General features: G+C 72.3%; 16 protein-coding genes and 2 rRNA genes. 10 read left to right on the top strand and 8 right to left on the bottom strand.

Features of this window, described 5'->3' with window-relative positions; translation table 11 throughout:
* Together ACWCPN_RS04100 and rrf are read left to right on the top strand one after the other, a co-directional pair.
* A 23S ribosomal RNA gene (locus ACWCPN_RS04100) occupies positions 1-74 on the top strand; the annotation flags it as partial.
* Between the two features lie 85 nt (positions 75-159).
* A 5S ribosomal RNA gene (rrf, locus tag ACWCPN_RS04095) occupies positions 160-276 on the top strand.
* A 94-nt stretch (positions 277-370) separates the two neighbouring features.
* On the opposite strand, the gene ACWCPN_RS04090 is transcribed toward rrf, so the two are convergent.
* From ACWCPN_RS04090 to ACWCPN_RS04070, 5 genes are read right to left on the bottom strand one after another with little or no spacing between them, the layout of a single operon-like run.
* A complete protein-coding gene (locus tag ACWCPN_RS04090) occupies positions 371-1,681 on the bottom strand; it encodes a DUF58 domain-containing protein (RefSeq protein WP_451202255.1) in 1,311 nt (436 codons plus the stop codon).
* Positions 1,681-2,670, bottom strand: a complete 990-nt coding sequence (locus ACWCPN_RS04085; RefSeq protein ID WP_392401685.1) for an AAA family ATPase — start codon at positions 2,668-2,670, stop codon at positions 1,681-1,683. Before ACWCPN_RS04085 ends, ACWCPN_RS04090 begins: the two co-directional genes overlap by 1 nt.
* The gene (locus tag ACWCPN_RS04080; protein WP_451202254.1) at positions 2,670-3,866 is read right to left on the bottom strand and encodes a DUF4350 domain-containing protein; all 1,197 of its coding nucleotides are present in this window, start codon (positions 3,864-3,866) and stop codon (positions 2,670-2,672) included. The genes ACWCPN_RS04085 and ACWCPN_RS04080 overlap by 1 nt, the downstream gene beginning before the upstream one ends.
* Positions 3,863-4,648, bottom strand: coding sequence for a DUF4129 domain-containing protein (locus tag ACWCPN_RS04075; protein WP_451202252.1), 786 nt, complete (start codon positions 4,646-4,648; stop codon positions 3,863-3,865). The genes ACWCPN_RS04080 and ACWCPN_RS04075 overlap by 4 nt, the downstream gene beginning before the upstream one ends.
* A gap of 4 nt (positions 4,649-4,652) precedes the next feature.
* Positions 4,653-6,038 carry a DUF7544 domain-containing protein gene (locus ACWCPN_RS04070; protein ID WP_451202251.1) on the bottom strand — a complete coding sequence of 462 codons (1,386 nt, stop codon included), beginning with the start codon at positions 6,036-6,038 and terminating at the stop codon, positions 4,653-4,655.
* Between the two features lie 140 nt (positions 6,039-6,178).
* On the opposite strand from ACWCPN_RS04070, the gene mtnA reads away from it, so the two are divergent.
* The 7 genes from mtnA to ACWCPN_RS04035 all read left to right on the top strand — a co-directional run bounded on the left by mtnA (position 6,179) and on the right by ACWCPN_RS04035 (position 15,086).
* Positions 6,179-7,321: an S-methyl-5-thioribose-1-phosphate isomerase gene (mtnA, locus tag ACWCPN_RS04065; protein ID WP_451202250.1), complete on the top strand. Its 1,143-nt coding sequence runs from the start codon at positions 6,179-6,181 to the stop codon at positions 7,319-7,321.
* 215 nt (positions 7,322-7,536) lie between these two features.
* A complete protein-coding gene (mtrA, locus tag ACWCPN_RS04060) occupies positions 7,537-8,226 on the top strand; it encodes a two-component system response regulator MtrA (RefSeq protein WP_199210776.1) in 690 nt (229 codons plus the stop codon).
* A gap of 1 nt (position 8,227) precedes the next feature.
* Positions 8,228-10,324 carry an MtrAB system histidine kinase MtrB gene (gene mtrB, locus ACWCPN_RS04055; protein ID WP_451202248.1) on the top strand — a complete coding sequence of 699 codons (2,097 nt, stop codon included), beginning with the start codon at positions 8,228-8,230 and terminating at the stop codon, positions 10,322-10,324.
* Positions 10,314-12,158: an LpqB family beta-propeller domain-containing protein gene (locus ACWCPN_RS04050; RefSeq protein WP_451202247.1), complete on the top strand. Its 1,845-nt coding sequence runs from the start codon at positions 10,314-10,316 to the stop codon at positions 12,156-12,158. The genes mtrB and ACWCPN_RS04050 overlap by 11 nt, the downstream gene beginning before the upstream one ends.
* Positions 12,159-12,259: 101 nt before the next feature.
* Positions 12,260-13,129: a ComF family protein gene (locus ACWCPN_RS04045; RefSeq protein WP_451202245.1), complete on the top strand. Its 870-nt coding sequence runs from the start codon at positions 12,260-12,262 to the stop codon at positions 13,127-13,129.
* Between the two features lie 313 nt (positions 13,130-13,442).
* On the top strand, positions 13,443-14,135 hold the full coding sequence (hpf, locus tag ACWCPN_RS04040) for a ribosome hibernation-promoting factor, HPF/YfiA family (protein ID WP_143638300.1): 693 nt from the start codon (positions 13,443-13,445) through the stop codon (positions 14,133-14,135).
* Between the two features lie 204 nt (positions 14,136-14,339).
* Positions 14,340-15,086 (top strand): response regulator, encoded by a 747-nt coding sequence (locus ACWCPN_RS04035; RefSeq protein WP_199210773.1) that lies wholly within the window; start codon positions 14,340-14,342, stop codon positions 15,084-15,086.
* A 6-nt stretch (positions 15,087-15,092) separates the two neighbouring features.
* Here the strand turns inward: ACWCPN_RS04035 and ACWCPN_RS04030 are convergent, their stop codons facing one another.
* Both ACWCPN_RS04030 and ACWCPN_RS04025 read right to left on the bottom strand, forming a co-directional pair.
* Positions 15,093-16,292, bottom strand: coding sequence for a winged helix-turn-helix domain-containing protein (locus ACWCPN_RS04030; RefSeq protein ID WP_451202243.1), 1,200 nt, complete (start codon positions 16,290-16,292; stop codon positions 15,093-15,095).
* A gap of 63 nt (positions 16,293-16,355) precedes the next feature.
* Complete coding sequence (locus ACWCPN_RS04025) at positions 16,356-16,928, bottom strand: GNAT family N-acetyltransferase (protein WP_451202241.1); 573 nt, start codon at positions 16,926-16,928, stop codon at positions 16,356-16,358.
* Positions 16,929-17,181: 253 nt separating this feature from the next.
* Here ACWCPN_RS04025 and secA point away from each other — a divergent pair, with 253 nt between their 5' ends.
* Entirely contained in the window at positions 17,182-19,995 is a 2,814-nt protein-coding gene (secA, locus tag ACWCPN_RS04020; protein ID WP_199210770.1) for a preprotein translocase subunit SecA, read from the top strand.
* Positions 19,996-20,310: 315 nt separating this feature from the next.
* Here secA and ACWCPN_RS04015 read toward each other — a convergent pair whose 3' ends face one another.
* Positions 20,311-20,796, bottom strand: a complete 486-nt coding sequence (locus tag ACWCPN_RS04015; protein ID WP_451202239.1) for an Rv3235 family protein — start codon at positions 20,794-20,796, stop codon at positions 20,311-20,313.
* Between the last annotated feature and the right edge of the window lie 28 nt (positions 20,797-20,824).

Genomic DNA, 20,824 nt, shown 5'->3' with positions numbered 1-20,824 from the left:
GGTTGATAGGCCGGATCTGGAAGCACGGTAACGTGTGAAGGTGACCGGTACTAATAGGCCGAGGGCTTGTCCTCAGTTGCTCGCGTCCACTGTGTTGGTTCTGAAACCACGAACGGCCCCACGTTGCCACAGCGTGGACGGTTGTCAGTTTCATAGTGTTTCGGTGGTCATAGCGTGAGGGAAACGCCCGGTTACATTCCGAACCCGGAAGCTAAGCCTCACAGCGCCGATGGTACTGCAGGGGGGACCCTGTGGGAGAGTAGGACGCCGCCGAACTATCATTGGGAAAACCCCCGCATCGAAAGATGCGGGGGTTTTCTGCGTTCCGGGCTTTTTCAGGTCCCCTGAGGGGACCGGGAATTTGCGTGGCTCAGAGCCGGCCGGCTGCCTTGAGAGCCAGGTAGGCGTCCGCCAGTGCCGGTGCCAGATCGTCAGGAGTCTCGTCCACGACCGTCACGCCGTGCCGCCGCAACTGCTCGGCCGTGCGCCGGCGTTCGGACTGTGCCTGCGCCCCGGCAGCGGCCTCGTACACCGCCTCCGTGTTCCCTCGTGCCTGCGCCATTGTCGCGATGTGAGGATCGGCGACCGAGGCCACGAGGACCGTGTGGCGCTGGGTGAGCTGGGGCAGCACGGGCAGCAGGCCCTGCTCCACGGGGGCGGCGTCGAGCGTCGTGAGCAGCACGATCAGGGAGCGGCGCGGGGCCGTACGCAAAGCCGTCGCGGTCAGGCCGCGTGCGTCCGTTTCCACGAGTTCCGGTTCCAGCATGGCCAACGTGTTGACCAGGGACGGCAGGATGTCGCCGGCGGCGCGGCCCTGGACCCGGGCCCGGACCCGGCGGTCGTAGGCCAGCAGCTCGACGCGGTCGCCGGCTCGGGAGGCGAGGGCCGCCAGAAGCAGGGCCGCGTCCATCGAGGCGTCCAGGCGGGGAGCGTCACCGACGCGACCCGCCGACGTGCGGCCGGTGTCGAGGACCAGAAGGATGTGACGGTCGCGCTCGGGTCGCCAGGTGCGTACCGCGACCGAGGACTGCCGCGCGGTGGCACGCCAGTCGATCGAGCGGGTGTCGTCACCGGGGACGTACTCCCGCAGACTGTCGAACTCGGTGCCCTCGCCGCGGGTCAGCACGCTCGTACGGCCGTCGAGCTCGCGCAGCCGGGCGAGTTTGGACGGAAGGTGCTTGCGGCTGGTGAACGGAGGCAGGACCCGCACCGTCCAGGGCACCTTGTGCGTGCCCTGGCGGGCGAAGAGGCCGAGGGGACCGTAGGAGCGGATGGTGACGCGGTCGGCCCGGCGGTCGCCGCGCCGGGTGGGGCGCAGCCGGGTCGTCACGCGTCGGCGTTCGCCGGCCGGGACGGTGACCCGGTGCCGTGAGCCCGCGCCCTCGGTGCCGGGCTGCCAGCTGCTGGGCGGCCACGCGTCCCGCAACTGGGCGCGCAGGGTGCGGCGGCTCGGGTTGGTGACGGTCAGGGTGACATCGGCGGTCTCGCCCAGACGTGCGGTGGTGTCGCCGGAGCGGGACAGGCCGAGCCGTCGTACGGGAGCCGCGAGGGCGAAGTCGCAGGCGCAGGCCAGGGCGACGGATCCGTTGACGGCGAGGACGCCCGCCCAGCCCGGCTCCAGGACGCCGACGGGGATGGAGCCGAGGGCCGCCAGGAGAGCGGCGCGTCCGGTCGGTGCCATCAGCGGGGGACCGGGACGTGGGCGAGGATGGCGTTGATGACGGAGTCGGCGGTCACGCCCTCCATCTCGGCCTCGGGCCGGAGCTGGATCCGGTGGCGCAGGGTGGGCAGGGCGAGAGCCTTGACGTCGTCCGGGGTGACGTAGTCGCGGCCGGTCAGCCAGGCCCAGGCGCGCGAGGTGGCCAGCAGGGCGGTCGCGCCGCGCGGGGAGACGCCGAGGGTGAGGGAGGGCGACTCGCGGGTGGCGCGGCAGATGTCCACCACGTAGGCGGTGATCTCGGGGGAGATGCTGGTCTTGGCGACCGCGGCGCGCGCGGCTTCCAGATCGGCCGGGCCGGCCACCGGGCGTACGCCGGCGGCGCGCAGGTCACGGGGGTTGAAGCCGGAGGCGTGGCGGGTCAGGACGTCGATCTCGTCCTGGCGGGAGGGCAGCGGGATGGTCAGCTTCAGGAGGAAGCGGTCCAGCTGGGCCTCTGGGAGGGGGTAGGTGCCCTCGTACTCCACCGGGTTCTGGGTCGCGGCGACGAGGAACGGGTCGGGGAGCGGGCGCGGTGTGCCGTCTACCGTCACCTGGCGTTCCTCCATGGCTTCCAGCAGGGAGGACTGGGTCTTGGGCGGGGTGCGGTTGATCTCGTCCGCGAGCAGCAGGTTCGTGAAGACCGGGCCGGGCTGGAAGGAGAACTCGGCGGTCCGCGTGTCGTAGACGAGGGAGCCGGTGACGTCGCTCGGCATCAGGTCGGGGGTGAACTGGACGCGCTTCGTGTCGAGTTCGAGCGCGGACGCGAGTGCGCGGACGAGCAGCGTCTTGGCGACCCCGGGGACTCCCTCCAGCAGAACGTGTCCGCGGCACAGGAGGGCGACGACGAGGCCGGTGACGGCGGGGTCCTGGCCGACCACGGCTTTGGCGATCTCGGCGCGCAGGGCTTCCAGGGAGGCTCGGGCCGCGTCCGGGTTCCCGGTGGTCCCGGCGTTGTCGGTGGTCGGGTCCATCATGGACGGCGAACCTCTCTTTCGAGGGCGTCGAGTTGGTCGGTGAGTGCGACGAGGGCGGCGTCGTCGCCGGGCGGCGGCCCGAAGAGGAGCGGTTGCAGGTTCTGTCCGTCGCCGTGGAGATGGGCGGACAGGGCCGGGAGCAGGGCCTCGGGGGCGTGCGCCTGGGCGGCGGGGACGCCGACGAGCGGGGCGAGACGCGTGCGGGTGGCGGAGCGGAGAGCTGCGGCCGCGCGGTCGCGGGCGTTGGCCCTGCGGTAGAGGCGGGCGCGGCCTTCGGCGGTCTCGGAGGCGCGGATGGCGACCGGCAGTTTCTCGGGCACGAGCGGGCCGAACCGCCGTGCCCGCCAGAAGGCCGCGAGCACCGCGGCGATGAAGAGCTGCAGAGTGCCCCAGAGCCAGCCGGACGGAAGCAGGTCGAGGAAGTTCTTGCGCTCGCCCGAGTCGGCGGTCGAGCCGTCGGCGAGCGAGGGGAGGTACCAGACCAGCTGGGCACGGGAGCCGAGGAGCTGCAGGGCTAGCGAGGCGTTCCCCTGCTCGTCGAGGCGCTTGTTGTAGAGGATGTCGGGCGCGCCGAGCACCACGGTGTCGCCGCCGCCGGAGGCCGGGACGCGGAGCAGGGTGGCGAGGCGTTCGCTGGGGTAGCAGGAGTCGGCGTCGAGGTGGGTGGTGGTGTAGCGGATGCCCCCGGTGTCGGCGCTGCCCGCGCGCCGGGCCTCGGGTAGGGCGCAGCGGGGGGCGAGCGTCGATCCCGGGCTGGTGGCGGGGTCCGCGGTGACCCCGGGTACGAGGCGTTCGACGGACCAGCCGCCGGCCGCGACGAGGACGGTGCGTCCGCCGGAGGCCGCGGTGGCGGAGTGCAGCCGGGTCTGCTGGCGGTGGGTCATCAGGTCGGGTACGGCGACCAGGAGCGTGGTGTCCGGTCCGGCCGCGGCGCGTGCGGCGCCGAGCGTGGTGACGACGCGCGTGGTGACGCCCCGGTCGGCGAGGAGTTCCGCGACGGCCCGGCTGCCGTAGGGGTCGGCCGAGCGCGGGTCGAGTGCGCCGTGCCGGGCCTGGGAGCGGACGGCGGCGATCGCCACGCCCGCGATCAGGAGCAGCACCACGGCGAGTGCGATGCCCCGTGAGCGGGTCCAGACCTGGCGGGCGGTGGGCGATGTGGAAGTGGTGGCCGGCAGCGTGGCCTCGGTGCTCATTCGGCGGCCCCCCGGCGGGTGCCGTGGGCCGTGCCGGTGGCGCTGTCCGCGAGGTCGGGCCGGCTGCGTTCGAGGTCGCGGTCGAGTTCGGCGATGCGCAGGTACGCCTGCTCGTCGGACCGGCGCCCGCCGTAGGTGACGTCGTCGAACTCCCGGGCGGCGGCGCGCAGCCGGTCCGTGTGCGCGGGCAGGGCGCGGCCGGCCTCGGCGGCGGCTTCGTCGGCGGTGCGGCCGGGACGCACGTCGAGCAGGGCGCGTTCCTCCAGGGAGCGGACGATGGCCCGCATGCGCTCCTGGACGGCGTGGTTCCAGTGGCCCTGGGCGGCGTGGGCCTCACCGGCCGCCCGGTGTTCGGCGGCGCTGCGGGGGCGGTCGTCGAACAGGGTGGCGGTGGAGACGGGGGTGCGGCGCGGGGTACCCAGCCGCCACCACAGGGCGGCCAGGACGGCCACGACGACCAGGACGACGACGAGGAGGCCGAGCGCGCCGCCGGGCGTCGCGGACGCCGCGGTCTCCAGCAGACCGCCGACCCAGTCCCAGAAGGCGTTGAGGGCCCGCTGGATCAGGCCGGGGTCGTTCTCGTGGTACATCCGCTTCGACAGCTCGCGGCGGGCGGCCTCCCGCGCCGGGTCGCGCGGGATGGTGACCGGTGGCTCGTCGCCCGAGCCGCCGGCCGCCAGGACGCCGACGCGGGCGGAGACGCCCAGCAGGCCGCGTACGGCCGATCCGGCGGCGCCCGGCAGGGCCGGGGCCGCCGTGAGGACTCCCCCCGTCGGGTTCACCGCATCAGCTCCCCGGTACGGGGCCGGGGGCGGGGGCGCCGTTCCCCTGGACACCGGCGGCCCGGGCCAGTTCCAGGTCGAGGGCCTCGCGGCGGATGCGCTGGTCGATGTACAGCAGCACGGTGACGCCCGCGCTGATCGGCAGCGTGATCATGGCGCCGATCACCGAGCCGATGCCGCTGATGATCAGGAAGGTCCAGCCGGCGTTCTGGGCGCCGGTGGTGAAGAAGGTCGCCATGCCGTCGCCGCCGACGGCACCGGCGAGGAGGCTGAAGGGGATCACGACGAGCGACGAGACGATGTTGGCGATGAGCCCGGCGAGCATCTGGATGCCCACGACGCGCCACCAGGAGCCGCGGACCAGCTTCGCGGAGCGGCTCATGGACTTCACGATGCCCTGCCGCTCCAGCATCAGCGCGGGGGAGGCGAGGGAGAAGCGGACCGTCAGCCAGATCGCGACGACGAGGGCGGCCAGCATGCCGAGGACGAGCAGGGCGACACCGGCGCCCTCGTTCCCGCCGAGAACGAGGACGAGGATGCCGGGCAGCGCGCCGCCGAGCATCAGGCCCACGGAGATGAGGCCGAGCAGCAGGAGGAGACCGAACAGCCCGGGCACCTGCGGGCGGGCGTCCCGCCAGGCCTCGCCGGCGCTGACCGGCTTGCCGAGGACGGCACGGCTGGTGACGGTCGTCAGCAGGGCGGTCGCCACGATGGAGCCGATGACGGAGATCACGACCACGACGGAGGTGCCGGCCATGACCGTGCCGAGGGCCCGGAGTATCTCGCTCCCGGAGGAGCGCGGGTCGCTGAGGGTGCCGGTGGTCTCGTTGTCGTTCAGCAGGAGGCCCTGCAGCAGGATCAGGCCGAGCTGGGTGACCACCGCGACCGTCAGCGAGATGCCGAGGACGGTGCGCCAGTAGGTGCGCATGGTGGAGACGGCGCCGTCGAGGATCTCGCCGACGCCGAGCGGGCGCAGCGGGATCACGCCGGGCTTGGCGGCGGGCGGAGGGCCGCCCCAGCCGCCGCCCCAGGGCGCGCCGTATCCGCCGGGGGCGCCGTGACCGCCGTATCCGCCGGGCGGGCCGCCGTAGGGGCCTCCCCCGGGGCCGCCGGACGGGCCGCCGCCCCAGCCCGTGCCGGGCGGCGGGGGCGGCGGTGCCTGGCCGGGGCTCGGCGCGCCCGTGGGCGCGGACCACTGGCCGGGCGGGGGCTGCTCGTCGGACCACTTCGCGCCGGGCGCCTGCGCGTCCGGGCCCGGCTGCGCGGCGGGCCCGGTGGGCTCGGCGGGGCCAGGGCGGTCGGCGGGTTCGGCGGGGCCGGACGCGCCGGGTTCGCGCCCGTCGGACGACGGGGCGGATCCGGGCGAGGCCCAGCCCGGAGTGTCAGTCATCGAAGCTCCTTCACGGTGCCCGTCCGCGGACGCGGCGGCAGGTTGGCAGACATCGTGCCATGGGGTGGTCATCGGATGACCTGCCGCGGTAGGCGCTGGACTCCTTCAATTGTCCGCCGGTTCCGGGGCAGACTGACCGCATGGCTGATCAGTACGCGCAATCCGGCGAGGACAAGCGGCCGGCCGAGATACCTGCGATCCGATGGGAGGAACCGCCTGAAGGCCCCGTGCTGGTCCTCCTCGACCAGACGAGGCTGCCGGCCGAGGAGGTCGAGCTGGTGTGCACGGACGCTCCGGCGCTGGTGGAGGCGATCCGCTCGCTCGCCGTGCGCGGGGCACCACTGCTGGGCATCGCCGGGGCGTACGGTGTCGCGCTCGCCGCCGCGCGGGGGTTCGACGTCGAGGAGGCCGCGGCGGCGCTGGAGAGCGCCCGGCCCACCGCCGTGAACCTCTCCCTCGGGGTGCACAGGGCGGCGGCCGCTCATCGCGAGGCGCTCGCCGGCACCGGTGACCCGACGGCGGCCGCGGTGGCGGCGCTGGCCGCTGCGCGGACCGTGCACCAGGAGGACGCCGAGGCCAGCGGGCGGATGGCGGTGCACGGGCTGGCGCTGCTGGACGAGCTGCTGCCGGGCGGCGGGCACCGCGTCCTGACCCACTGCAACACCGGGTCGCTGGTCTCGGGCGGGGAGGGGACGGCGTTCGCGGTGGCCCTCGCCGCGCACCGGGAGGGGCGGCTGCGCCGGCTGTGGGTGGACGAGACGCGTCCGCTGCTGCAGGGCGCGCGCCTGACGGCGTACGAGGCGGCGCGCCGCGGCATGGCGTACACGCTGCTCACCGACAACGCGGCGGGGTCGCTGTTCGCGGCGGGTGAGGTGGACGCGGTGCTGGTCGGCGCGGACCGGATCGCGGCCGACGGCTCGGTGGCCAACAAGGTGGGGAGCTATCCGCTCGCGGTGCTCGCCCGGTACCACCACGTTCCCTTCATCGTGGTGGCGCCGGTGACGACGGTGGACCCCGGCACTCCGGACGGGGCGTCCATCGAGGTCGAGCAGCGCCCCGGGTACGAGGTGACCGACGTCCTGGCCCCGCAGATGCCGGTGGCCGGGGCCGGCGGCGGTATCGCGGTGGCGCCCCTGGGAACCCAGGCGTACAACCCGGCGTTCGACGTGACACCGCCCGAGCTGGTGACGGCGATCGTCACCGAGGAGGGCGTGGTCTCCCCCGTGACGGCGGAGGCGCTCGCGGATCTGTGCGCCCGGTCGTCCCAGGTGACGTCCGGCTGAGAGGCGGAGCGACCACGGCGGCGGCCCTCCGCCCGCGCCACGCCGCAGGGCGGAGGGGCCGCGTTCGGAGGGGCCGCGGGGCGCGGGAGGCCCCGGCGAAGGCGTGATCGGCGGGCCTGGCGGCGCCGGGGGCAGACAGTGACGGCTCGGTACGACTATCGTCACAGGCCAGTGAGCTGCCTCACCTGCGCCTCTGTCGTCGTTACGAGAATGGGATGATGTCGTTTATGAAGGGACGAGTCCTTGTCGTCGACGACGACACCGCACTGGCCGAGATGCTCGGCATTGTGCTGCGTGGTGAAGGTTTTGAGCCGTCTTTCGTAGCCGACGGCGACAAGGCACTGGCCGCTTTCCGTGAGTCCAAGCCCGACCTGGTGCTGCTCGACCTGATGCTGCCCGGCCGGGACGGCATCGAGGTGTGCCGCCTGATCCGGGCCGAGTCCGGCGTGCCGATCGTGATGCTCACGGCCAAGAGCGACACCGTGGACGTCGTGGTGGGCCTGGAGTCGGGCGCCGACGACTACATCGTGAAGCCGTTCAAGCCGAAGGAGCTGGTGGCCCGCATCCGGGCGCGCCTGCGGAGGTCGGAGGAGCCGGCGCCGGAGCAGCTCACCATCGGTGACCTGGTGATCGACGTCGCCGGGCACTCGGTGAAGCGCGAGGGGCAGTCGATCGCGCTGACCCCGCTGGAGTTCGATCTGCTGGTCGCGCTCGCCCGCAAGCCGTGGCAGGTGTTCACCCGCGAGGTGCTGCTCGAGCAGGTGTGGGGCTACCGGCACGCCGCGGACACGCGGCTCGTCAACGTGCACGTCCAGCGGCTGCGCTCCAAGGTCGAGAAGGACCCGGAGCGGCCGGAGATCGTGGTGACCGTCCGTGGTGTCGGATACAAGGCCGGACCGAGCTGACATGTCCGAGGACAGTGCCGCTTCGGCCCCCGGCCGCTCCGGGGCCCGTCCGGAGCGGCCTGTCGGCCGTGGGACGGCGGGTTCGCGCTGGGGGCGCCTCTTCGAGGGCGGGTTGCTGCAGGGCGGGGTCCAGGGCAGCCCGGTGCTCCGTCTGTTCATGCGCTGGATACGACGTCCGCTGCTGCCCGTCATGCGGCTGTGGCGACGCAACATCCAGCTCAGGGTCGTCGCCACGACCCTGCTGATGTCGCTGGGCGTCGTCCTGCTGCTGGGCTTCGTCGTCATCGGGCAGGTGCGCAACGGTCTGCTGGACGCCAAGGTCAAGGCGTCGCAGAGCCAGGCCGGCGGCGGATTCGCCGTGGCCAAGCAGAAGGCGGACGAGGCCGCCGGAGGCACCGGCACGGCCCCGGTGTCCGGTGACGACACCGAGACCACCGACGGACGGCAGTCCCAGAACGTCATCCAGTGGATGAGCGACCTCGTGGAGTCCCTGGCCAGCGGCGGCGCCGGCGCGTTCGACGTCGTGACGCTGCCCGTGGGCGACGACAGCGGAGGCGGGCGCAGCCCGCGTGGCTCCGGGTACGTCAACCCGTCCTCCAGCGTGCCCGCCGAGCTGCGCGACCGCGTCAACAGCAGTACGACGGCCGCCCAGAGCTACACCCGGATCGTCTACTCCACAGCCAAGGAGTCCCAGCCGGCGCTGGTCATCGGCAAGCAGGTCAACGACCCCAACGGGCGCCCCTACGAGCTGTACTACCTCTTCCCGCTCACGCAGGAGGAGAAGTCCCTGAGCCTGGTCAAGGGCACGCTCGCGACCGCGGGACTCTTCGTCGTCGTACTCCTCGGGGCGATCGCCTGGCTGGTGGTGCGACAGGTGGTCACGCCGGTGCGGATGGCGGCCGGGATCGCGGAGCGGCTGTCCGCGGGGCGGCTGCAGGAGCGGATGAAGGTCACCGGCGAGGACGACATCGCCCGCCTCGGCGAGGCCTTCAACAAGATGGCGCAGAACCTGCAGGTGAAGATCCAGCAGATGGAGGACCTGTCGCGGATGCAGCGGCGGTTCGTCTCCGACGTCTCGCACGAGCTGCGCACACCGCTGACGACCGTGCGGATGGCGGCCGACGTCATCCACGAGGCGCGGGAGGACTTCGACCCGGTGACCGCCCGGTCGGCCGAGCTGCTCGCCGACCAGCTCGACCGGTTCGAGTCGCTGCTCGCGGACCTGCTGGAGATCAGCCGCTTCGACGCGGGTGCGGCGGCGCTGGAGGCCGAGCCGATAGACCTGCGGGACGTGGTGCGCCGGGTGGTCGGCGGTGCCGAGCCGCTCGCCGAGCGCAAGGGCACCCGCATCCGCGTGAAGGGCGACCAGCAGCCCGTCGTCGCCGAGGCCGACGCCCGGCGGGTGGAGCGCGTCCTGCGCAACCTCGTCGTCAACGCCGTCGAGCACGGCGAGGGCAGGGACGTCGTCGTCCGGCTGGCCGCCGCGGGCGGCGCCGTCGCCGTCGCGGTGCGCGACTACGGCGTGGGCCTCAAGCCCGGTGAGGCGACCCGGGTCTTCAGCCGCTTCTGGCGCGCCGACCCGGCACGCGCGCGTACCACCGGCGGTACCGGCCTCGGCCTGTCGATCGCCCTGGAGGACGCGCGTCTGCACGGCGGCTGGCTGCAGGCCTGGGGCGAGCCGGGCGGCGGCTCCCAGTTCCGGCTGACGCTGCCGCGCACCGCGGACGAACCCCTGCGGGGCTCGCCGATACCGCTGGAGCCGAAGGACTCGCGGCGCAACCGCGGACTCGACGACGCGGGCCTGTCCCGCGGGAGCGAGGAGAAGCGGGCGACCGTTCCGGTGCAGCCGGGCGGCGGCCAGGTGCCACCGCTGCCCGCGCGTGCCTCGGGCCTCGCCACGGTGACGCCCGCGGTCGACCCGAGCGCGCTGCCCGGCAACGGCAACGGCGCGCGCGTGGTGCCCCGGCCGGCCGGCGGCGCACGGCGTCCCGAGGACAGGCGTGGCCCGCAGCGGGCCGCCGACACAGACGCGGGCCGTCCGGAACCGGCCGGACCCGAGGACGCGACCGAGCCAGGGGAGGCATTTCGTGGGCGATGACCGCGAGGGGGGCGCCCGGCACCGTCCGGGACGCGCGGTGGCCTACGCAGTCTGCGGGGCCGTTCTGCTGTCCGGATGCGCGTCGATGCCCGACAGCGGGGACCTGCGGGACGTCGAGTCCACGCCGCGGCAGGACACCGCCGTCCGCGTGTTCGCCATGCCGCCCGCCGAGGACGCCGAGCCCAGCGAGATCATGCAGGGTTTCCTCGAGGCCCTGACCAGTGACGAGCCGCAGTACGACACCGCGCGCAAGTACCTGACGGCCGACGCCGCGCGCACCTGGCGGCCGGAGCGGTCGGCCACGGTCCTGGCGAACGGGCCGAGCGTCGTGCCCGACCACCAGCCGGCCGGCCGGGAGGCGCCCGACACGCTGACCTACGTCCTCGCGGGCACCCGGGTCGCCACCGTCGACGCACAGCAGGCCTACGCGCCCGCCGACGGGTCCTACCGCAACCGGGTGCACCTCGCGAAGGACGCCAAGAGCGGGCAGTGGCGCATCGACTCGCTGCCCCAGGGCGTCGTCATGGGCAAGACGGACTTCCAGCGCAACTACACGTCGGTCAGTAAGTACTACTTCGCCTCCAGCACGACGGTCAGGACGACCGGGCAGCCGGTCGCGGTCGCCGACCCGGTGTTCGTCCGCAGCAAGGTGGACCCGATGACCCAGGTGGTCCGGTCCCTGGTGGCCGGGCCCACCAGTTGGCTCAGGCCGGTGGTCAGGTCCAGCTTCCCGACCGGTACGGCGCTGCGGAAGGGCGTGTCGGGGCTCGTCCCGGACGATCAGAACAGGCTGACGGTGCCGCTGAACGCCAAGGCCTCCCGGGTCGGGTCCGCCCGGTGCACGGAGATGGCGACCCAGCTCCTCTTCACCCTGCGGAACCTGACGCCGACGCTGGAGTCGGTCGAGCTGGAGGGGCCCGGCGGCCACCGGCTGTGCGAACTGAACGAGGAGGGGGCCGAGGCGGCCGCCTGGCACGCCTCGGCACAACGCCCCGACAACCTGTACTTCCTCGACGGCAAGCACCGGCTGGTGCGGCTGCCCACCGGCAGCGCCGGCAGCACCGGGACCACCGCCCTGCCGGTGCCCGGCCCGCTGGGCCAGGGCGAGCGGCAGCTGCAATCGATGGCCGTCTCGCGGGACGAGCGCACCGTCGCCGGGATCGGGGCCGACGGCAGGAACCTGTACGTGTCCTCGCTGGAGCCGGACGGTTCGCTCGGGGGCCCGGTGGTCAGCAGCCAGGGAGTGGGCGTGGACGACCGGCTCACCACGCCGAGCTGGGACGCGGGCGGCAACCTGTGGGTGGCCGACCGGGACCCGCGCGATCCCAAGCTGTACGTCGTGGACCAGGGCGTCGGCAAACCCGTCCGGGTCACCGTCCCCGGGCTGCCCGGGCTGATCAGGGACGTGCGGGTGGCCGCCGACGGGGCGCGGGTCGCGCTGGTCGTGGAGAAGGACGGCAAGCAGTCGCTGCTCATCGGCCGGATCGCGCGCGACGAGGACTCCGGGGAGAGCCCCGCGGTCGTCGAACTGCGCCCCGCCGCGCCCGACCTGGAACAGATCACCGCCATGTCCTGGGCGGGGGACAGCCGGCTGGTCGCCGTCGGCCTCGAACAGGGCGGGGTGCACCAGATGCGGTACGTGCAGGTCGACGGCTCCACTCTGGACGGGCCCGCGCCGGCCGCGCTGTCCGGTGTGATGGCGATCGCCGCGTCCGAGGACGAGCGGGTGCCGCTGGTGGCCTACTCGGAGGACGACGGGGTCGTGCGGCTGCCGGCGGGGGCGCAGTGGCAGAAGGTGGACAAGGACGGTACGGCGCCGGTCTACCCGGGCTGACAGGGGCGCCGGGCCCGGGCCGGTCCTGGCCGGCCCGGGTTGTCCACAGGGCGTCGTCCACAGGGGTGGCGGAGCCTCCGGGACCTCGTCACAGTGGACGCATGCGGGGGTGGTGGCGGGACCTCACCGACCTGGTGCTGCCGACCGAGTGCGCGGGCTGCGGGGCACCTCGTACGCCGCTGTGCGCGCGCTGCCGGGCCGTCCTGGAGGCGGCCTCGCCACGCCGGGTGCGGCCGCTGCCGGAGCCGCCCGGGCTGCCCGTGGTGCACGCGGCCGCGCCCTACGGGGGAGCGGTACGGGAGTTGCTCCTCGCCCACAAGGAACGGGGCGCGCTGGCGCTCGCGGGAGTCCTGGGCGCCGCTCTGGCGGACGTCGTGCGCGCGGGTCTCGGACCGGCCGGTCCCCGCGCCGGGCCGTCGGTACGGCGCCGGCCGGGGACCGTGCTGCTCGTGCCCGTGCCCTCCGCCCGCTGGGCCGTGCGGGCACGGGGGCACGATCCGGTGCGGCGGATGGCGCTCGCGGCCGCCGGGGAGCTGCGACGGTCGGGGACACCGGCCCGGGTCGCCGCCGTGCTGCGGCAGCGGCGGGCGGTGGCGGACCAGTCGCGACTCGACGCGCGCGGGCGCCTGGAGAACCTCGCGGGCGCACTGGAGGTCGCGGCGGGCGGGGCGCCGCTGCTGTCCGGAGGCCGGTTGGTGCTCGTCGACGACCTGGTCACGACCGGAGCGAGTCTCGCGGAGGCGGCGCGGGCCCTGCGGGAGGTGGCCGTAATCCACCGCGATGGCGCAACCGCTGTGTACGCGGCCGCAACCCGGGAAGGAAGGGAGGAACGACGGATCGGAGCACGACCGGAGAAGGGGCAATGGGTGCATGGTGCACCGGAAAATGCGGTGCGGAACGCCGCCGGAGAGACGCTCCGGGCAGCCGTGATCGCCGCTCCTCAGGATTCTTTCGGAATAAGCAGGAACTGACCGCGAAGTTGCATCGTTGCAGGTAGTAACGGGGTTAATTCACCTGAACGGAGGTACGCCGCAGTAGAGGGTGACGACATCCGTCCGGGCGAGATATGTTCGGTTGTGAGGAAAGGCGCAGGCCACACCTCTTCAATCGGAATGCCGTGCAGCGGGTTTTCGCATTGACCCGCGCCGGTTGGGTGGAGATCTTGCCCATGGGGGAGGAGGAGGTGGAAGTCACCGAGTCCGAGGTTCCGGTGCTCACCGGGACCTGGTGCAAAAGGGAGATGCTCCGCCGATGGAGCGGAGCGATCCGGGAACGGAGTTCTGCGTGGACATCGTCGTCAAGGGCCGCAAGACCGAGGTGCCCGAGCGGTTCCGCAAGCACGTGGCCGAGAAGCTGAAGCTGGAGAAGATCCAGAAGCTCGATGGCAAGGTGATCAGCCTCGACGTCGAGGTGTCCAAGGAGCCCAACCCTCGTCAGGCCGACCGCTGCGACCGAGTGGAGATCACGCTCCGCTCCCGTGGTCCGGTGATCCGGGCGGAGGCAGCGGCCAGTGACCCCTATGCGGCACTCGATCTGGCGGCGGAGAAACTGGACGCGAGGCTGCGCAAGCAGCACGACAAGCGGTTCTCGCGCCGTGGCGCGCGCCGCATCCCGGCGGCCGAGGTCGCCGACCACGTCCCGGGCGCGGCGACGCTCAACGGCAACGGCATGCCCGTCCATGAGGAAGACACGGACGGAGTGCCGACGAAGAAGATCGGCTCGCTCGAGGTCAAGGGCGAAGGCCCCCTCGTCGTCCGCGAGAAGACCCACGTCGCCTCCCCGATGAGCCTCGACCAGGCCCTCTACGAGATGGAACTGGTCGGCCACGACTTCTACTTGTTCGTCGACTCCGAGACGAAGGAGCCGAGCGTCGTCTACCGGCGACACGCCTACGACTACGGCGTCATCCACCTCAGCACGGACCCGATGGTGGCTGAGGCCCAACCGCCCGCGGCGGGCGGCACGCTGGGTGGCTGATCCACCCGGCACAAGCTGAGCCGGTGCCCCTGGAAGCGCGCGTGCGCCCCCAGGGGCACCGGTGTGCGCCCACTGGGCGCCCCGGTCGTCCCCTCGGTGACGTCCGGGCATGGAATCATGGCCGCACCGGCCCAACCGGTGGGCCGCTGCCTTGGGTTGGCGATGGCACAGGACCACAGGCCACAGCCTTCAGGGGGAGGAACGATGGCGGACACCTTCGGACCGATGCGAGACGCGGACGCCCGCGACGGTGTCATCGGAACGGACCAGGACACGGACGCTCCACGCAAGGAACCGATCAGAGTCCTGGTGGTGGACGACCACGCCCTCTTCCGCCGTGGCCTGGAGATCGTGCTCGCGGCCGAGGAGGACATCCAGGTCGTCGGTGAGGCGGGCGACGGCGCCGAGGCCGTGGACAAGGCCGCGGATCTGCTCCCCGACATCGTGCTGATGGACGTGCGGATGCCCAAGCGCGGCGGGATCGAGGCCTGCACCTCCATCAAGGAGGTCGCTCCCAGCGCGAAGATCATCATGCTGACGATCAGCGACGAGGAGGCCGACCTCTACGAAGCGATCAAGGCGGGCGCGACCGGATATCTCCTCAAGGAGATCTCGACGGACGAGGTGGCCACCGCCATCCGCGCGGTGGCCGACGGCCAGTCGCAGATCAGCCCGTCCATGGCCTCCAAGCTCCTCACCGAGTTCAAGTCGATGATCCAGCGCACCGACGAACGCCGGCTGGTGCCGGCGCCGCGGCTGACCGACCGTGAGCTGGAGGTCCTCAAGCTCGTCGCCACCGGGATGAACAACCGCGACATCGCCAAGCAGCTGTTCATCTCCGAGAACACCGTGAAGAACCACGTGCGCAACATCCTGGAGAAGCTCCAGCTGCACTCCCGGATGGAAGCCGTGGTCTACGCGATGCGGGAGAAGATCCTCGAGATCCGCTAGACGGCCTCAGCCGAGCAGGACGGCGAGCTCCCGGGAGAGGGGCTCACGCAGCTCGGGCGCGTCCACGCGCTCCACCCGGACGTCCTCGCAGCCCACCCAGCTCGCGGCCTCGACCAGCGCCTGGGCCACCGCCGGGACCGCCCTCGCCCCGTCCAGGGTGACCTGCCGGGCCACCAGCGTGCGCCCCTCGCGGGCCGGGTCGACACGGCCGACCAGCCGCCCGCCCGCCAGCACCGGCATCGCGAAGTAGCCGTGGACCCGCTTCTGCTTGGGGACGTAGGCCTCCAGGCGGTGGGTGAAGCCGAAGATCCGCTCCGTGCGCGCACGCTCCCAGATCAGCGAATCGAACGGGGAGAGCAGGGTGGTGCGGTGCCGTCCGCGCGGCGGCGTGGCGAGAGCGGCCGGATCCGCCCAGGCCGGCTTGGACCAGCCCGCCACCTCGACCGGCACCAGACCCGAGTCGGCGATCACCGCGTCGACCTGCTCGCCCTTGAGACGGTGGTAGTCGGCGATGTCCGCGCGCGTGCCGACGCCCAGCGCCTCACCGGCCAGCCGGACCAGACGGCGCACGCACTCGGTGTCGTCCAGCCCGTCGTGCAACAGCGCGTCCGGGATCGCCCGTTCGGCCAGGTCGTACACCCGCTTCCAGCCGCGGCGCTCGACGCACACCACCTCGCCGTACATCAGGGCGCGTTCCACCGCGACCTTGGTGCCGGACCAGTCCCACCAGTCGCTGGTCTTCTTCGCGCCGCCCAGCTCCGTGGCGGTGAGCGGGCCCTCCGCGCGCAGCTGCTTGACGACCTGGTCGTAGACACCCTCGGGCAACTGGTGGTTCCAGTGCGGGCGGTTGCGGTAGGCGCGCCGGCGGAACGCGAAGTGGGGCCACTCCTCGACCGGGAGGATGCACGCGGCGTGCGACCAGTACTCGAAGGCGTGCGGGGCGCCCGCCTCGCCCGTCGCGGGTGCCTTCCAGTAGGCCGCCTCCACGGTCCGGCGGCCGACCGCGCCCAGGCGCGCGTACGGGATCAGTTCGTGCGAACGGGCGAGCACCGAGATGGTGTCGAGCTGCACCGCGCCGAGGTGGCGGAGCACCCCGCGGACTCCGGCGCGCCGGTCGGGCGCGCCGAGGAAGCCCTGGGCCCGCAGGGCGATACGGCGGGCGTCGTCCGCGGTGAGGGAGGTGGCGGGGCGCGGCGGGGTCGTCATGGACCGGACGATAGAGGCCGCCACTGACAACAGGTCGTGAGCTGCGGTTTCGCCGGAGCGCGGTCAGCCGCGGGCGGGCAGGTACGGCGCCGTGGACGGCAGGCCCAGGTCCGAGGGGAGCAGGGAGCCGACCCAGCAGTCACGGCGCACCCCCTTGTTGTTGACGCCCGAGCGCAGGGTGCCCTCGACCGTGAAGCCGGCGCGTTCGGCCACCGCGCGCGATGCCGCGTTGCCGACCTCCGCGCGCCACTCCAGACGGTCGACGGACAGGGTGGTGAAGGCCCAGCGGGCGGCGGCGAGCGTGGCCTCGGTGACGTATCCGCGGCCGCGGTGCTCCCGTACGGCCCAGAACCCGACCTCGCCGACGCCCAGCGCGCGCATCGTGATGCCCAGCATGCCCGTCAGCTCTTCTCCGGGGAGGAAGAGGCCGAAGGTGTACGTCGAGTCGCGGGCCCAGCCGTCGGGCACCATCTGCCCGGTGAAAGCCTCGGCGTGCTCACGCAGGTACGGCGAGGGGAACTGCGAGATCCAGCGCTGCATGACCGGATCCTGCGCGGCCCGGTACACCGCCTCGGTGTCGTCGGGACCGACACTGCGCAGCAGGAGACGGTCGGTGGTGAGCGTGACGGGTTCCATCGGCCGATTCTCAGCGGGCGGCATGCGCCGCGCCAGGGCTTTTCGCCGTGCGTGAGCGGGTGATCACATTTCGCGCAAATCCCTGCCGCGGAGCGGCACTATCGGCGGTGGCCGTCCGTTGTCCAGGGTGAAGCAGCCGTCGCGCCGCCAGGCCTCCCGGCGCAGCCGGGTCCTCGCATACGATGGCCGTTGCTCAGTACGTCACAAGGAAACCCGACCGTCCCAGGCCCGACCGGCAAGGAGACCAGCCCCCGTGTCCGTCCTCTCGAAGATCATGCGTGCAGGCGAAGGCAAGATCCTGCGCAAGCTGCACCGCATCGCGGACCAGGTCAACTCCATCGAAGAGGACTTCGTCGACCTCTCCGACGCCGAGCTGCGTGGCCTCACCGAGGAGTACAAGCAGCGGTACGCCGATGGTGAGAGCCTGGACGACCTCCTCCCGGAGGCGTTCGCCACCGTCCGCGAGGCGGCCAAGCGCGTCCTCGGCCAGCGGCACTACGACGTGCAGCTGATGGGCGGCGCCGCGCTCCACCTCGGCTATGTGGCGGAGATGAAGACCGGTGAGGGCAAGACCCTCGTCGGCACGCTGCCCGCCTACCTGAACGCCCTGTCCGGCGAGGGCGTCCACCTCATCACGGTCAACGACTACCTGGCCGAGCGCGACTCCGAGATGATGGGCCGCGTCCACAAGTTCCTCGGTCTCGAGGTCGGCTGCATCCTCGCCAACATGACGCCGGCCCAGCGCCGCGAGCAGTACGCGTGCGACATCACCTACGGCACGAACAACGAGTTCGGCTTCGACTACCTGCGCGACAACATGGCGTGGTCCCAGGACGAGCTCGTCCAGCGCGGTCACAACTTCGCCATCGTCGACGAGGTCGACTCCATCCTCGTCGACGAGGCCCGTACGCCGCTGATCATCTCCGGCCCGGCCGACCAGGCCACCAAGTGGTACGGCGACTTCGCCAAGCTCGTCATGCGCCTCAAGCGCGGCGAGGCGGGCAACCCGCTCAAGGGCATGGAGGAGACCGGCGACTACGACGTCGACGAGAAGAAGCGCACGGTCGCCATCCACGAGTCCGGTGTCAGCAAGGTCGAGGACTGGCTGGGCATCGACAACCTCTACGAGTCGGTGAACACCCCGCTCGTGGGCTACCTGAACAACGCCATCAAGGCCAAGGAACTCTTCAAGAAGGACAAGGACTACGTCGTCATCGACGGCGAAGTCATGATCGTCGACGAGCACACCGGCCGTATCCTCGCCGGCCGCCGCTACAACGAGGGCATGCACCAGGCGATCGAGGCGAAGGAAGGGGTGGACATCAAGGACGAGAACCAGACGCTCGCCACGATCACCCTGCAGAACTTCTTCCGCCTCTACAACAAGCTCTCCGGCATGACCGGTACGGCGATGACCGAGGCCGCCGAGTTCCACCAGATCTACAAGCTCGGCGTCGTCCCGATCCCGACCAACAAGCCGATGGTCCGCAAGGACCAGTCCGACCTGATCTACCGCACCGAGGTGGCCAAGTTCGAGGCGGTCGTCGACGACATCGCCGAGAAGCACGAGAAGGGCCAGCCGATCCTCGTCGGCACGACGTCCGTCGAGAAGTCGGAGTACCTCTCCCAGCAGCTCAGCAAGCGCGGCATCCAGCACGAGGTGCTGAACGCCAAGCACCACGAGCGTGAGGCGTCGATCGTCGCCCAGGCCGGCCGCCGGGGCGCCGTGACCGTGGCCACCAACATGGCCGGCCGCGGTACGGACATCAAGCTCGGCGGCAACCCCGAGGACCTCGCCGAGGCGGAGCTGCGGCAGCGCGGCCTCGACCCCGAGGAGCACATCGAGGAGTGGGCGCACGCGCTGCCCGCCGCCCTGGAGAAGGCCGAGCAGGCGGTCAGGGCCGAGAAGGAAGAGGTCGAGGACCTCGGCGGCCTGTACGTGCTGGGCACCGAGCGGCACGAGTCGCGCCGTATCGACAACCAGCTGCGCGGCCGTTCCGGCCGTCAGGGCGACCCCGGCGAGTCCCGCTTCTACCTCTCCCTCGGTGACGACCTGATGCGCCTGTTCAAGGCCCAGATGGTCGAGCGCGTGATGTCGATGGCGAACGTGCCGGACGACGTGCCGATCGAGAACAAGATGGTGACGCGCGCGATCGCGTCCGCGCAGTCGCAGGTCGAGCAGCAGAACTTCGAGACCCGTAAGAACGTCCTGAAGTACGACGAGGTGCTCAACCGGCAGCGCGAGGTCATCTACGGCGAGCGCCGCCGCGTCCTGGAGGGCGAGGACCTGCAGGAGCAGATCCAGCACTTCATGGACGACACGATCGACGCGTACGTCGCCGCGGAGACCGCCGAGGGCTTCCCCGAGGACTGGGACCTGGACCGGCTGTGGGGCGCCTTCAAGCAGCTGTACCCGGTGAAGATCACCGTCGAGGAGCTGGAGGACGCGGCGGGTGACCGGGCCGGTCTGACCGCCGAGTTCATCTCCGAGTCCATCAAGGACGACATCCACGATCAGTACGCGTCCCGTGAGACGCAGCTCGGCTCCGAGATCATGCGTGAGCTGGAGCGGCGGGTCGTGCTGTCGGTCCTCGACCGCAAGTGGCGCGAGCACCTCTACGAGATGGACTACCTCCAGGAGGGCATCGGCCTGCGCGCGATGGCGCAGAAGGACCCCCTGGTCGAGTACCAGCGCGAGGGCTTCGACATGTTCACCGCCATGATGGAGGGCATCAAGGAGGAGTCCGTCGGCTACCTGTTCAACCTGGAGGTCCAGGTCGAGCAGCAGGTCGAGGAGGTGCCGGTCGAGGAGGCCGAGCCGGCCGTCGAGGGTGTCCAGGACCATGTGCCGGCCCAGGCGGGCGCGCGTCCGGAGATCCGGGCCAAGGGACTGGACGTTCCGCAGCGGCGGGATCTGCACTTCTCCGCGCCCACCGTGGACGGTGAGGGCGGCATCCTGGAGCGGGACCTCGAGGACGACGAGCCCGTTCGTTCCGAGTCCGACGGGCTGACGCGGGCGGAGCGGCGTCGGCAGGCCAAGGGCGGCGGCCGGCGTCGCAAGAAGTAGTCCTGCCGGGGCTTCAGCCGGTTACTTGGGGCCAGGTTCCTTCGGGAGCCTGGCCCCTTCGGTTTGTGTCCGCGTGTCCGTGTGTCCGTGTAACCGCGTGTCCGCGTGCCTGAGGCCGGGCGGTGTTTCTGCGTGCCCGGCGCCGGAGCTGGGCGCAGGGCGTTTCGCTCACCCGCGCTCGCAGGGTGCCTCCCCCACTCTCGGCTTCGCTTGAGCGGGGGGACCCCCATCGCCCACCCGTGCCGCCCCTGGCGGCGCGCATGCCCGCAGCTGTGCCGGTCGGTGCTCGCGGCCGCGCGGTCGATGTGGTGCGGGTCAGGCGTTCGAGGGTTGTCGGGGCCTGGGGCCGAGTTCCACGGCCGTGCAGCGCCAGCGGTGGTCCGGGCCCTGTTCCAGACGGAAGGCCATGGCGCGCAGGTGGTCGCCGGCGGCGATGCGGGCGAAGACCTCGAGGGCGCCGGCGCGGGGGACGTAGTAGCCGATGTCGCGGACGACGGGACGGGTGCCGCGGGTGCGCAGCGGTCCCCGCTCGGCCAGCAGGGCGAGCTCGTCGTAGGCGCGTCCCGCGGTGTGCCGGAGCATCCAGTGGACGGGCCGCTGGCCGCTGAGGACGGCCAGCAGACGGTCGGCGAAGAGGTCGGTGGGGCGGGGCCCCGCCGCGGCCGCCACGGACGCTGTGGCGGCTCGGTCGCGGACCGGCGTGCGGGGCGGCGCGCCGCCCGGGCGACGGGAGTCGTGGCGGGTCGGAGGGCGGTGGCGCGGGCGGGGCTGAGCGGTGCCGCGGCTCATGACCTTGTTCATGGGTGTCCCCGTTCTGCGGGCCCGGAAC

It is taken from the genome of Streptomyces sp. NPDC002386, assembly GCF_053593175.1.
Note: the sequence above shows the minus strand (reverse complement) of the source record. Positions and strands in the feature narration are given on the sequence as shown.